Annotated in this window: 12 protein-coding genes and 3 tRNA genes; 12 read left to right on the forward strand and 3 right to left on the reverse strand. The window is 61.9% G+C overall.

Features of this window, described 5'->3' with window-relative positions; genetic code table 11:
• Nucleotides 1-493 precede the first annotated feature (493 nt).
• Nucleotides 494-2965, reverse strand: a complete 2472-nt coding sequence (locus tag OJB03_RS00120) for a DNA internalization-related competence protein ComEC/Rec2 (protein WP_263784285.1) — start codon at nt 2963-2965, stop codon at nt 494-496.
• Between the two features lie 228 nt (nt 2966-3193).
• Between OJB03_RS00120 and nusB the strand changes: the two genes are divergently transcribed.
• From nusB to OJB03_RS00180, 12 genes are all read left to right on the forward strand, one after another.
• Nucleotides 3194-3676, forward strand: coding sequence for a transcription antitermination factor NusB (gene nusB, locus OJB03_RS00125; protein WP_263784286.1), 483 nt, complete (start codon nt 3194-3196; stop codon nt 3674-3676).
• A gap of 52 nt (nt 3677-3728) precedes the next feature.
• Nucleotides 3729-4391, forward strand: a complete 663-nt coding sequence (locus OJB03_RS00130; protein ID WP_263784287.1) for a metallophosphoesterase family protein — start codon at nt 3729-3731, stop codon at nt 4389-4391.
• An 85-nt stretch (nt 4392-4476) separates the two neighbouring features.
• Nucleotides 4477-5571, forward strand: coding sequence for a redox-regulated ATPase YchF (gene ychF / locus OJB03_RS00135; protein WP_263784288.1), 1095 nt, complete (start codon nt 4477-4479; stop codon nt 5569-5571).
• Between the two features lie 135 nt (nt 5572-5706).
• On the forward strand, nt 5707-6558 hold the full coding sequence (locus tag OJB03_RS00140; protein ID WP_263784289.1) for a hypothetical protein: 852 nt from the start codon (nt 5707-5709) through the stop codon (nt 6556-6558).
• Nucleotides 6559-6633: 75 nt separating this feature from the next.
• Nucleotides 6634-7893, forward strand: coding sequence for an FtsX-like permease family protein (locus OJB03_RS00145; RefSeq protein ID WP_263784290.1), 1260 nt, complete (start codon nt 6634-6636; stop codon nt 7891-7893).
• 114 nt (nt 7894-8007) lie between these two features.
• Nucleotides 8008-8829, forward strand: coding sequence for a phosphosulfolactate synthase (locus OJB03_RS00150; protein ID WP_263784291.1), 822 nt, complete (start codon nt 8008-8010; stop codon nt 8827-8829).
• Between the two features lie 192 nt (nt 8830-9021).
• Nucleotides 9022-9258 (forward strand): 50S ribosomal protein L28, encoded by a 237-nt coding sequence (rpmB, locus tag OJB03_RS00155; protein WP_263784292.1) that lies wholly within the window; start codon nt 9022-9024, stop codon nt 9256-9258.
• A 77-nt stretch (nt 9259-9335) separates the two neighbouring features.
• Nucleotides 9336-9500: a 50S ribosomal protein L33 gene (gene rpmG / locus OJB03_RS00160; protein WP_263784293.1), complete on the forward strand. Its 165-nt coding sequence runs from the start codon at nt 9336-9338 to the stop codon at nt 9498-9500.
• Nucleotides 9501-9503: 3 nt separating this feature from the next.
• Nucleotides 9504-9653 carry a hypothetical protein gene (locus OJB03_RS00165; protein ID WP_263784294.1) on the forward strand — a complete coding sequence of 50 codons (150 nt, stop codon included), beginning with the start codon at nt 9504-9506 and terminating at the stop codon, nt 9651-9653.
• A gap of 21 nt (nt 9654-9674) precedes the next feature.
• Nucleotides 9675-9751 (forward strand) — tRNA-Pro (locus OJB03_RS00170).
• 49 nt (nt 9752-9800) lie between these two features.
• Nucleotides 9801-9874, forward strand: a tRNA-Arg gene (locus OJB03_RS00175).
• A gap of 80 nt (nt 9875-9954) precedes the next feature.
• Nucleotides 9955-10025, forward strand: a tRNA-Cys gene (locus OJB03_RS00180).
• A 187-nt stretch (nt 10026-10212) separates the two neighbouring features.
• On the opposite strand, the gene dnaB is transcribed toward OJB03_RS00180, so the two are convergent.
• Together dnaB and OJB03_RS00190 are read right to left on the reverse strand one after the other, a co-directional pair.
• On the reverse strand, nt 10213-11808 hold the full coding sequence (gene dnaB, locus OJB03_RS00185; protein WP_263784295.1) for a replicative DNA helicase: 1596 nt from the start codon (nt 11806-11808) through the stop codon (nt 10213-10215).
• A 100-nt stretch (nt 11809-11908) separates the two neighbouring features.
• Nucleotides 11909-12763: a uracil-DNA glycosylase gene (locus tag OJB03_RS00190; protein WP_263784296.1), complete on the reverse strand. Its 855-nt coding sequence runs from the start codon at nt 12761-12763 to the stop codon at nt 11909-11911.
• Nucleotides 12764-12786: the final 23 nt, after the last annotated feature.

Raw genomic sequence — 12786 nt, forward strand, 5'->3', positions numbered from 1 at the left:
AACTGGAGGGGATATCCACACTCATCCCCGCCTTGTGCACACTGTGGATGAGTGTGCATAACTAGGTCCACAATCCCCCGTCTCTTCTTGTGGATTGCCGTGGAAACGTGGAAAACCATCCTCATATCGGCCTTCAGCGCCGTAGACCGGCTTTAGACAAGTCCCCGTTTGTGGATAACCTCGTGAACGACCGGGGAGACTGTCCACATCCTCTCGGCTCAGTTGTGGGGAACCCTGTTATCCACATTTCCACACGACTAACAACAACAACCACATCTTTTAAAAAATCCCTAGTGCTTTATCCATACTAGGGGATGTGGATAACTTGACTCGCGGACGATATTTTGCCCAGAACGGCTCACATATCGACAGATTTCTTCTGGGAAACTGATACTTGGCTATATACCAGTCTTGGCCATAGGATATTCTTCTGTGGGAATAACTTAAATCGGGACTCCCACGAGTAAGAAAGATGAGTTGAGAGGAATACGTCTCATCTCCACTGCCAACGCCGTGTTGCTTTACCATTGGCCTTTATCCACACTGCTCCACTGGTGGCAGTACTATGCAATCGATTCCCGTGCACTTTCCATCTGCGAATCACGTTCGCGTTGGGCATTTCGTACTGCTGGTTTTGGGCTACGCTCACCACCGCGTGGGTTTGTGTCGAATCGGTAGCCGAATCCACAAATGCCGGGTGACTGCTGGTCTCGGATCCGTGATGAGGCACCTTCACCACATTTCCCTCAAGTTTCTCTCCGTACGTACGAACTAGATTTCGCTCAGCGGCTTTCTCAATGTCTCCTGGGAGGAGGACATTCACATCGCCATACGCTACCTCGAGCACGACAGAAGCATTGTTTTCTGTCTGGAAACTGCTCTGCTCAGGTGGGCTGAGAACCTTCACCCGAATGGATGGACCTACTTGAAGGGTATCCCTTCGCTCAACGGGCTGGTGGGTGATGCTCTTCTGGCGAAGAAGACGACGCGTTTCATCGTACAGCTCCGTGTCGGCGGAACGGCCATTATGAGCAAGCCGGCTGACTTTCACCGCCCGTAGCAGTGCTGGAAGTCCTCCCAAGTGATCCTCATCGGAGTGAGAGATCACGACGAGATCCAACCGACGAATTCCCCACCGCTTCAGAAACGGAAGAACTACGTACTCTGCAGCCGCCCCACTTGGGGATCGTGGCCCAGTATCGATGAGGATATGGTGGTCGGAGGAGGTTTTGAGAAGGACAGCATCTCCTTGTCCAACGTCGAAGAACACGACATCGAGCGTCGGTGCCGACCCACTCCCGACCACTGGGCCCCAGACAGACCCCACCATGAAAAATCCCCCTACGATGATCCAGCGCCACCGGAGACGAGGACGCGGCCACTGTGCTACAGCAATCAGGCCAGCACCGAGCGCCAGCAGTTCCCACACGCTCGGCGTCGGCATTCGGATGCCCGCCCAAGACCCCCATGCTGCCCCGTACTTGGACGTGGCAAGAAGTCCCCGCAGGAATAAGTCCGCCGCACTGCCGAACGAGGCAGCCGCTGTGGTCCATACGCCGCCTACTGCCACCGTCGCGATCGCCGACGTAAGAGCCAGGCCGGTGCACGGAATCCCGACCATATTTAGGAGAAGACCGGCCACTGATACCCATCCAAAGTGGTAAAGTAGAACCGGGGCCGTTCCCAGAATGGCCGCCGCCGATGCCGTAGCAGTGGACAACGCCCAGTCCAGGGCTTCAGAGGTTCGATACCGATCTGGCACCATCTCGAGGAATCGAGGATTGAGCGTCACAATTCCGGATACGGCCACCATCGATAGCTGAAATCCGACGTCAAACAACATCGGGGGCCGCACCGCAAGCAGTATCAGGGCCGCAACGCCGAGGGTGTTCAGCGGGTGGGTCGACCGCTGGAAGAAGATGCTGCCAATGAACAGAGTCGCCATGATTACCGCCCGCACAACCGACGGCCGCCCTCCTGTCAGCAACATATAGAGGATCAGCACGGCGACCGTGAGTACCGCCCGAATTACTTCTGCTGCACGCCACCCTGTCCGGAAGCGCAGTAGAAGCGGGCGGAGCAGCGTATACAACACCATGCCGACCAGGAAAACATGCAGGCCCGACACCGCGAGGAGGTGCATGAGGCCGGTCTTTGCAAAGCGATCCCGCTGAGCATCAGTGATCCGGCTCCGATCCCCCAGCAGCAGCGCCGATAACACAGCCCGCCCCCCAGCGCTCGGTATATACCGGTCCACTTGGTGGCGGATATGCGCCCGTACAGAGACAAGTGCACTCTGCACCACCCCCCGCTGATTTCCGAGTACGTCGACGTGATCAGGAGCGTCGACGTATAGGGTACAGCAAATGCCTCGTCGCGATAGGTACCCGGCATAATCAAAGCCCCCAGGATTCCGGAGACCAGGAGGACGCCGCAAAGCCCCACGAAGCCGGGTGACGTCTCCCTGGTGGAGTTCAGGAAACGACGGGGGACGATCAGCCCACGGGGACGGCTTTAGCGTAACCCGCACTCGCCCCTCCACGGCCGCCGTGCCGCGAGCCCCGAAGAGGCTGTCCACTGTCAAAACGAACCGAGTCGCCTCGTTGGTTTGCTCCGGGGCGTCTGTGATGGTCCCCTGCAGAGTCACGTCATCGTCGCCTGCTCCAGCCGCCGGGGCGAGCCCTCGGGGCGATGACGCCTGGTAGATGCTATAGCGGGCCCCACCGGCACACCCCACTACCACAGCAATCGCCAGCACCCGCCCAAGTGGCGCGAGGGTAACGAGCCGGCTCCGGTCCCACCACTGCGCTCCTGCAAACAGCACAACCCCGCCCCCAGCGCCACTCAGCCAAACAGAAAAGACGGCCGACTCGAACATCGATCCCCCCAAGACCCCGAGCGTGAAGGCGACCGCCACGTACACGGCCGGGTAGGCGCCCCAGTGAACCGACGAGTCAGGATCCATGGAATGACACGCCTCCACGCAGGAAGAACGGATGGGAAAGACACATCTTTTGAGGGGGGCATAACGTTCGCGTACGGCACGCCAGGCTCGTCCCTAAGCAAATCCAAATTTGGGGGAATCCACGTCTCGGCCCGAACTTGACTCGGCCTTAGAAAATAGAACTGCTGTCCACGTAGCTGCGGGCCATCTTTTCCCACTCCCCCCCAAAGTTCTCCCAAACGGTTCGCCATGAGCTCCCGACGCGACGCCCGCGAGCAAGTCATGAAGACGCTCTACGCGAACGAGCAGACCGACGGGGACGCCGAGCAAGCCCTGCATGCCCTCGTCCGAGTGCCGCTCGACGACGATCCCTCGACCCGTGATTTTGCGGAGCACCTCTTCCGAGAAACACGGAGGACGATGGACAAGGCCGACGAGATCATCGAGGAGCACGCGGACAATTGGGAAATCCACCGCATCGCGGCCATCGACCGATCCCTCCTCCGAATGGCAACCACGGAGCTCCTGAAGTTCGAAGAGGTGCCGCCGAAGGTGTCGGTCGACGAGGCGATTGAGATCGCCAAACGGTACAGCACCCCCCGAAGCGGCACGTTCGTGAACGGGGTGATCGACGCCATCCTGCTTGATCTCCATGATCAGGGGCGACTCAACAAAACCGGTCGCGGCCTCATCGGGATGGATACGATTCAGGAGCGAGCCGACTCGCCGTGAGTCACGGCCCTTGAGTTGACTCTTCCTTTCTCCACACTCCAGGACACACGCGATGGGACTTATAGCCGTCGGCGACATCCACGGATGCCTCGAGTCGCTCAATGCCCTCCTGGATCGGCTAAATCCCTCGTCGGACGATCATCTCTTGTTCGTGGGCGACTACATTGACCGAGGCCCCGACTCGAAGGGCGTCATCGATCGGCTTTTGGACCTGCGCGAGAACGTCCCCTGCACGTTTCTTCGGGGAAACCACGAGGCGATGATGATGGACTACCTCGACTCGGGAGCCTTCAGTCTTTGGCGCATGAACGGAGGGGTCTCGACGCTCCAGAGCTACCTCAAGGGCGAGAGTTCGGACGTCCACATCCCGGCCGCCCACGCCGAATTTATTCGGGACACGGAGCTCTACCACGAGACAGACGACTTCCTATTCGTGCACGCCGGGCTGCGCCCCGATCTCACGGTGGAAGAAAATCTGGATCAGCCCGACGAAGAGGTGCTCATGTGGGAGCGCGGGCACCTGGAGGCCTCGGGGCTGGCCTGGGAGAAAACCGTGGTCTGCGGCCACACCCCCCAGCCCGACCCCATCAGCCACGAGAAGCTGATTCTCATCGACACCGGCTGTGTCTACCACATGAAGCCCGGCATGGGGCGCCTCACAGCGGTGCATCTCCCGGAGCGGAAGTTTGTCGATGTCCCGTACGCTGACGGATGATCCTGCGCCGAATTCGGAGCAGAAATGGCCCTGTGGGCCGCGCAATCCATCCCGGTTGTCTTTCATTTCAGGTCTCAGCCCTCCAATGTCACTCCAGTGCGGCCTCGTCGGTCTTCCTAATGTCGGCAAGTCGACCATCTTCAACGCGCTGAGCAGTGCCGGGGCCGACGCCGCCAACTATCCGTTTTGCACGGTCGATCCGAATGTCGGGGTGGTGCCCGTTCCCGACGACCGGCTCCCCCGGGTTGCCGAACTAGCCGGGTCGCCGGAGACAATTCCCACGAGCATCGAGTTTGTCGACATCGCCGGACTCGTAGAGGGGGCGGCCGAGGGCGAAGGGCTGGGGAATCAGTTTCTCGCTCAAATTCGGGAGGTCGACGCCATTATTCACGTCGTGCGCTGCTTCGAGGACGAGGAGGTGGCCCACGTGGCCGGCTCGGTGGATCCGGTGCGGGACGTGGAGGTCATCAACACGGAGCTCTTGCTGAAGGACCTGGAGACGGTCGAGAAGCGGATTGACAAGGTGGAGACAGCCGCGAAGAAGGGGGACCAGGAGGCCGCTGAAGAGCTGGAGGTGTTCGAGCGACTCCACGATCACCTGAGCGACGGTGCATGGGCACGTTCGTTTGAGGTGGGGGAGGCCGATCGTCCGCTCGTCGACGAACTGTTTCTGGTGACCGATAAGCCGGTCCTGTACGTTGCGAACGTCGGAGAGGACGACCTACCGGGCGGCAACGAGTACGTCGACCAGCTTCGGACCATTGCACAGAACGAAGAGACCCGCGTCGTCGTCACCTCGGCGGAACTGGAGGCCCAGTTGACCAAGCTCGACCCGGAGGAGCGTCAGCTGTTTCTGGACGATGCGGGGCTACAGCGCGCTGGCCTCGAGCGGCTCATCCACGCTGCGTACGACGTACTGGATCTCATCACCTTCTTTACAGCGGACGAGAAGGGGGCGTACGCCTGGGCCATCGAAGAGGGGACCCAAGCCCCGAAGGCTGCCGGGGAGGTCCACAGCGACTTCGAGGAGGGGTTCATCAGGGCCGAGACGATCCACTTCTCAGACTTCGACGAAGCCGGCTCGGAGGCTGCCGCCCGTGAGGCGGGCCTCCTCCGAACGGAGGGAAAAGACTACGTGGTGGAGGACGGAGACGTAATGGAGTTCCGATTCAATGTATAGGAGAACCAAGCTCAAAGCGCGGGGCGATCTTCCATCGTTCCGGCCCCAAATCTGCAAGACGTGCAGTCTGCACCTCTGCGTCTCGCCTCGTATGTTGACGTGTACTGCATTCCCCAAAGCGATGTCTCCCTCGGCATGATTCGCGTTCGTTTGTTGCTCTTTGCTACACTTCTGGCGGGCGGCCTGCTCTGGACCGGGTGTTCGTCGGACTCGGCCTCCGACTCTGAGCCGGTCGTTTCCCCGACCGATACGATTGCGCCTGAGACGCGGGCCGACTCGGTGGCCTACCGGCTCCTCCAGGCCCACGGGATGGACGCGTGGGCATCGTCCCCGTACCTTCGCTTCAACTTTGGCTTTGAGACGCCGGGCGGTGCCCAGACGATTGCGCGACACCTGTGGAACCGAAACACGGGCGAGTATCGGATCGAGTGGTCGGCCGGCCCGGACTCGTCGTACGTGGTGCTCGCCAACATCCGGGATCGGCAAGACGGTCGCCTGGGGGGGAGCGTCTATCTAAACGGCGAAGAGTTAACGGGAGCAGCGGGCGAAACCGCCCTCGAAGAGGCCTACGGCCGGTTCGTGAACGATACGTACTGGCTGTTGGCCCCGCTCAAAGCCTTCGACCCGGGAGTGAACCGCACTTACGTTCCGGACTCCTCAACTGCCGACCACGACGTTCTCCATCTGACCTTCGATGAGGTAGGACGGACGCCGGGCGACCAGTATTGGCTGTACGTGTCGACCGAGACGGGCCGGCTCGACCGGTGGGCCTACCACCTTCAGGGAATGCCGGAGGACGCCCCGCCGCAGTTCTACGACTGGACGCAATATCGAGAGCTATCGGCGCCGGGCGGAACGGTGCGCCTTGCGTCTCGCAAGGAGGCCGTCGGGGCGGATCAGGCGCTTCTCACCAATCAGTTGGCGCTGCCCGAGTCGCCTCCGGAAGGGGCCTTTTCGACGCCCGACCCAATGCTAGGCAGCGAGTAGTTTTGTGCCCCCCAGAGGGCGCCGATGTGCTCAGGGCCCGTTCCGTGCTGATCGACCGATGACAAACGACCCACCGTGGACTACCGGTTGCAGATCGCTCGGCGTTATCTGGCCAGCCGACGAGAGGTGTCGCTCATCTCAATCATCACCGGTATCTCGACGGTGGGGGTGACCCTCGGGGTCGCGTCGCTCATCGTCGTGCTCTCGGTGATGAACGGGTTCTACGACGTCGTGCGGGACCTTCTCGTGTCGCTTGACCCGCACGTCCGGGTCGTGAGTGCAGAGGGGCAGGGCGTCGCCAACGCAGACTCGCTTCTTCGTGTCGCCCGCGAGACCCGGCACGTGACGGCGGCGGCGCCCTACGTGGAGGGGAAAGCTCTGCTGATGAGTGACAACACGGACGAGGCCAATCGGGTGGTCCGGGTCCGGGGTGTTGAGGCGTCTATGATGAAGGCTGCGGCCCCGACCATGGCAATGGGGCGCTTTGATTTGAGTCGAAGTGCGGACGAGGTGCCGGGGATTGTACTGAACCAGCGACTCGGGCAGCGCGCAGGGCTTGTGCCGGCCCGCCGGACGCAGTCGGCCTCTGCCGTGGGATTGCTGTCGGCGCCGGCCGTCGAGCGCACACTCACGAACATTTTTGGGAGCCCACCGGTGCAGCGCTTCGAGGTGCGGGGCCTCTTCCAGTCGCAGGGGGCCTCGGAGAGCCAACGCGTCTTCGTATCGCTGGAGGAGGCGCAGCAACTGTTTCGCACGGAGGGCCGGGTGACGGGGGTTGAGCTCCGTCTCGACAACCTGGAGCGGGCGGCGGGCGTGAAGGCCGCCCTGCAGCAGAAGCTCGGGACCGACCAGTACACCGTGCAGACGTGGTACGACCTTCAGCGGTCGCTCTACGACGTGATGCAGCTGGAGAAGTGGGGAGCGTCGGCCATTCTCGGGCTCATCGTGATCGTGGCGGCCTTTAACATCGTCGGCTCCCTGACGATGGTGGTCATCGAAAAGCGGGCCGACGTGGGGGCGCTCCAGGCCATGGGGGTGTCTCGGGGGGATGTGCGCCGCATCTTCCTTCTGGAAGGGGCGCTCGTCGGCGCGCTCGGGACCGGGCTGGGGCTCGTTCTGGGGCTGGGGCTCGCCTTTGTGCAGCAGTACTACGGCATTGTGCCGATGGCCCAGGCCGAATCGTTTCTCATTGACGCCTACCCTGTGTCGGTACAGGCCCTCGACGTGGCACTTATCGCGGTCGTTTCGTTTGGGCTCTGTGTGCTGGCCGCCCTGTACCCGGCCGCTCGGGCGGCCGCCATCGAGCCGGCTCGGGCCGTGCACCTGGACGGCTGAGCCGGCGGTCATTGGACGAAAATCGGACCCGGTCCCCTCCCAGTCGCATTAGAACCTTTTGTACGGCTGTTCGGCCAAGCGTCGTCCTTCTTTCCGCCTTGTGCACCGATTCCCATGACCAACGACGCGTTTGATCTCATCGGCCTTCCGGACCGTCCCGAAAAGCCACGGGACCGGGGGCTTACCCACATGTTGGACAAGGGCCTGTCGGCCCGAGAGGTGGAGAATGTCCTCAACGGAGCCGCCCACATCATTGACGTCGCCAAGCTCGGGTGGGGAACGGCCGCCGTCACGAAGAACCTGGAGACAAAGCTGGATGTCTACCGGGACGCCGGCATTCCCTTCTTTTTCGGCGGTACGCTCTTCGAGGCCTACTTCCTGCGGGACCAGATCGACGACTACCGCCGCCTCCTTGACGACCTGGACGTGCACCACGTCGAGATTTCCGCCGGGGCCGTCGCCATGGCACACGAGGACAAGCTGGACTTCATCGAGCTCTTCGCGAAGGACTTCACCGTTGTGAGCGAGGTCGGCTCCAAGGACTCCAGCGACGTGATGGCCCCGTACAGGTGGGTCGAATTCATGCAGGCGGAGCTGGAGGCCGGAAGCTGGAAGGTAACTGCCGAGTCGCGGGAGGCCGGCACTGCCGGACTCTTTCGGCCAAATGGGGAAGTGCGAACGGGCCTCGTCGACGAGATTCTGTCCCGGGTCGACCCGCACGACATCATCTTTGAGGCCCCCAACAAGAAGCAGCAGGTCTGGCTCATCAAGCACCAGGGCGCCAACGTCAATCTCGGCAACATCCACCCCGAAGAGGTCGTCCCGCTTGAAACTTTGCGCCTGGGCCTGCGGGGAGATACGCTCTTCGAGTTCCTCACGCCGGGGATTACGCCTCACCTGTCGGGGGGAACCCCCTCGGGGGACGGGCATTCCTGAGCGAGCACGCACGCATGCCCTGGGATTAGCAGGAGACGGACGCCTGCGTCGAAATTGCGGCGTCTTCACGAACAAAGCCCCGCGGGTTTGCCTTCAAACCTGCCGATCTGACGCGCACAAGCCGGACGTCGGCCCGCGTCGTTCTGGAATGGCGACACGTCAACAGACACAAATTGCCCTAAAAGGTCCATTATGGCTCGCAAAGATGATGTTACGGGCGAGGGTCCGGTGACGGGAAACAGCGTTTCCGACTCCAACCAAAAGACCAATCGCCGCTTCAAGCGCAACCTGCACGAGAAGCGGTTCTATATTCCTTCTCAGGACCGCCACGTGAAACTGAAAGTGTCTTCGAAAACCCTGAAGACCATTAATAAGAAGGGTATTCAGGCGGTTTTGGAGGAGGCCCGCAAGCAGGGCTACGACGTGTAGGTTGGGCCTTCGTTGCTGGATCCGCCCCCGCAACGTTTCAAAACTGTAGTTACCACAACCAACCAATCCACAGTCCGATGGCCACAGGTGATCGCGTTCAGGTCATACTCGAGTGTACGGAGGAGCCGGGAACGTCGCGCTACCATACGACGAAGAACCGGAAAAACACCTCCGATCGCATCGAGCTCATGAAGTACAACCCCGTTCTTCAGAAGCACACCCTTCACCGAGAAAAGAAATAAGCCATGGCAGACCAAAGCACATCGGCCTCGCGCAAGATGGCGAAGCTCATCGTTGCCGAGGAAAAGGAAGACGGCAACTACGGCTTCCGCGAAAAGATCATTCCCCTCGACGACGTTGAGGAGGAGCTTGAAGAGGCCAAGAAGCTAACATAGATTGGTGTCTCCACCGTCTCCCGGGGCGTGGCGCAGTCCGGAAGCGCACCTGCTTTGGGGGCAGGTGGTCGCCGGTTCAAATCCGGCCGCCCCGACCAATTGGTGCCCCAAGTTCAGTGGCGCCCTGTTGCTTTAGAGCCTCGACCTGCGCCCGTAGCTCAGTTGGATAGAGCAGTGGACTTCTAATCCGCAGGCCGCAGGTTCGAATCCTGCCGGGCGTGCTCCCCGAGCCCACACCCGGTCCCTGAGAGGAACCCGGCGGCGAACCTCTTCATTTACAGTTTCCAAACGCACCGGATGCGGTGACGTGGCCGAGTGGTCAGGCAGAGGCCTGCAAAGCCTCCTACGGCGGTTCGAATCCGCCCGTCACCTCCCGCAAGCGCCCCTGGGTTTGACCTGGTGGGCGCTTTTCGTCGTTTATGCCTCCTACTGAGATGTTCGGACCTGAGGGCTAGAGGGCCTTGTCTCACTTTGTCCGTCGCCATGGAGAGAACGCCGACGGGCGTAGGAAAGAACGACGTTCAAGAAAGGTAAGCCCGACGACACGCCGGGCGAGGCATTAAAAGGGAGCGTCGTCCTCGAACGAATTGCCGCCGCCCCCAGCGTTCCCGTCGGGCGGTGGGCCCATGGGGGCGGAGCCGTCGCCCTGGGGCGGGCCGCCCCCGGGATTGTCGTACTGGGTGGTGAGGGGTTCGAAGCGGGCATACTGGTTGACGAACGCCAGCTCGACGGAGCCGATGGGACCGTTGCGCTGCTTGCCCACGATAATTTCGGCGATGCCCTCGGTGGAGTTGCCCTGCTCGTCGACGGTGATGCCGTAGCGCTCGGCGCGGTAGATAAACGACACCACGTCGGCGTCCTGCTCGATCGACCCTGACTCGCGGAGGTCCGAAAGCTGGGGGCGCTTGTCGCCACCCCGATTTTCGACGGCACGGTTGAGCTGAGAAAGGGCAATCACGGGGATGTCGAGCTCCTTCGCGAGGCCCTTGAGCGAGCGAGAGATGTGAGCAATTTCCTGCTCGCGGTTGGCGCCGCTGCGCAAGTTGGACCCGGAGGCCTGCATGAGCTGCAGGTAGTCGACCACTACGAGCCCGAGCTCGTGCTCGGCCTTCAGGCGGCGGCACTTGGCGCGGAGCTCCAGTACACTGAGCCCTGGCGTGTCGTCAATGTAGATGTCCGCGTCGCTGAGAGCACCGGCCGCCCGGGCCAGGCGTTGCCAGTCGTCGTCCTTCATCCGGCCCGTGCGGGCCCTGTGGGCGTCCACGCGGGCCTCAGAGGTGAGCATGCGCTGGGCAAGTTGCTGCGCCCCCATCTCCAGCGAAAAGATGGCCACGCCGGTCGAGCGCTCCGGGTGCGTGGCGGCGTTCTGGGCCGATGCCAGCGCGAAGGCCGTCTTTCCCATAGAGGGCCGCGCGGCGATGATAATCAGGTCGGAGTCTTGCCACCCGCTCGTGAGGTCGTCGAGCTTGGGAAAGCCGCTGGGCACGCCCGTGATGCCGCCGTCCTGCCCGTGGATGGTTTCGAGGCGCTCCAGGGTGTCTTTCACCACCTCGTTCATCGGGGCGGCGGCCTTGCGAAGCTGATTGTCCGAGATCTGGAAGATCTTGCTTTCCGCCTCGTCGAGCAGTTCAAAGGCGTCGGCCCCCGAGTCGTACGCCTTCTGCACGACCGTCGTCATCGTCTCGATCATCCGCCGGAGCAGCGACTTCTCCGCGATGATGCGGGAATGGTACTCCACGTTCGCCGCGGAGGCGACCTGTGTGGTGAGCTCGGTCAGGTAGTAGGCGCCCCCAATCTCCTCCAGCTTGTCGCGACGCCGCAGCTCCTCGGTGAGGGTGACGAGGTCGACAGGATTTCCTCGTTCGAAGAGATCCTGGATGCAGCCGTAGATGCTCTGGTGCTTGCTCTCGTAGAAGGCATCCGACGGAAGAATCTCGATGGCCTGCGGGATGGCCTCCCGCTCGATGAGCATGGCACCGAGGACGGATTTCTCCACGTCGACGGCCTGCGGCGGGACGCGCCCGGACTGGTCGTGGACCGCCTGTGCCTGCTCCCGCTGATTCCCGCCCGCGCCGCCCCGCATTTTTTCGAGGGGGTAGGACGACCGGGACGACTCGTCAATATTGAATCGTTGGGAGTCGTCGTTTTCAGCCATGAACGGAGGGGAAAAGACTTGAGAAGAAGAAAAGGCGCGTCCGTTCGCGGGGCCCAGTGTTGCGAGCGCTCCCTGGACAAGGAGACCGGCGCAGGGGCGATCAGGTTTCGTCCGTCAACTGGTCGTAGCGGGTGCGAAGCAGCTTAACGTCCTCCCACGTGGGCCGCTTCCACTGCGAATTACGCAGGAGGGCGGCCGGGTGGTAGGTTGCCATCAGGGGAATGCCGTAGAAGTCGTGCTCCTGGTCCCGTAGGTTGGAGAGGGAGGAGCTCCGGTCCAAGAGCGTGTTGCCGGCCACCTTGCCCACGGTGAGAATAATTGTCGGACGGATTAGCGCGATCTGCTTGTAGAGCACCGGCAGATGCGCGTCGACTTCCTCCGATTTCGGGTTGCGATTGCGGGGCGGGCGGCTCTTCAGAATATTGGTGATGTAGACGTCCTCCCGCTCAAAGTTGATCGCGTCGAGAATCTTATCGAGGAGCTGCCCGGCCCGGCCGACGAATGGTTCGCCCTCTTCGTCCTCGTTGCGCCCAGGGGCCTCCCCGATGATGACGAGGTCGGCCTCGGGGTCGCCGACGCCGAAGACGGGGTTTTCCCGGTCTTCGTCGATCGGCACGAGCACATTATCGGCGAAATACTGCTCCACCTCCTCCAGCGTGTCGGCGTCCTTGTACGGGGCATCGTCGGGGATGAGGGCCTCGATGCGCTCCGAGGGGGGCAGTGAGGGGTCCTCGGCGGGGTCTACCTGATTGCCAAACAGATCGTAGTTGGGCATATCGGGATCGGATGCGGCGTCGTCGGGAGCAGTGTGTGAAGGCGTGTCGGTCTCGGCGGGGGGCGCGTCGGGGGATGAAGCCGATGCGGACGCCTCTGCAGGGGGCAAGGGAAGAAGGTCCCCGTGGAGTGCCCGCTCGTGCTCAACGATGGCCCGCAGCTCGCGGAGGAGGTCTTGCATCGAGTCGGAGAAAGGTCAAAAAG

It is taken from the genome of Salinibacter grassmerensis, from assembly GCF_947077765.1.
Classification (GTDB): domain Bacteria; phylum Bacteroidota; class Rhodothermia; order Rhodothermales; family Salinibacteraceae; genus Salinibacter; species Salinibacter grassmerensis.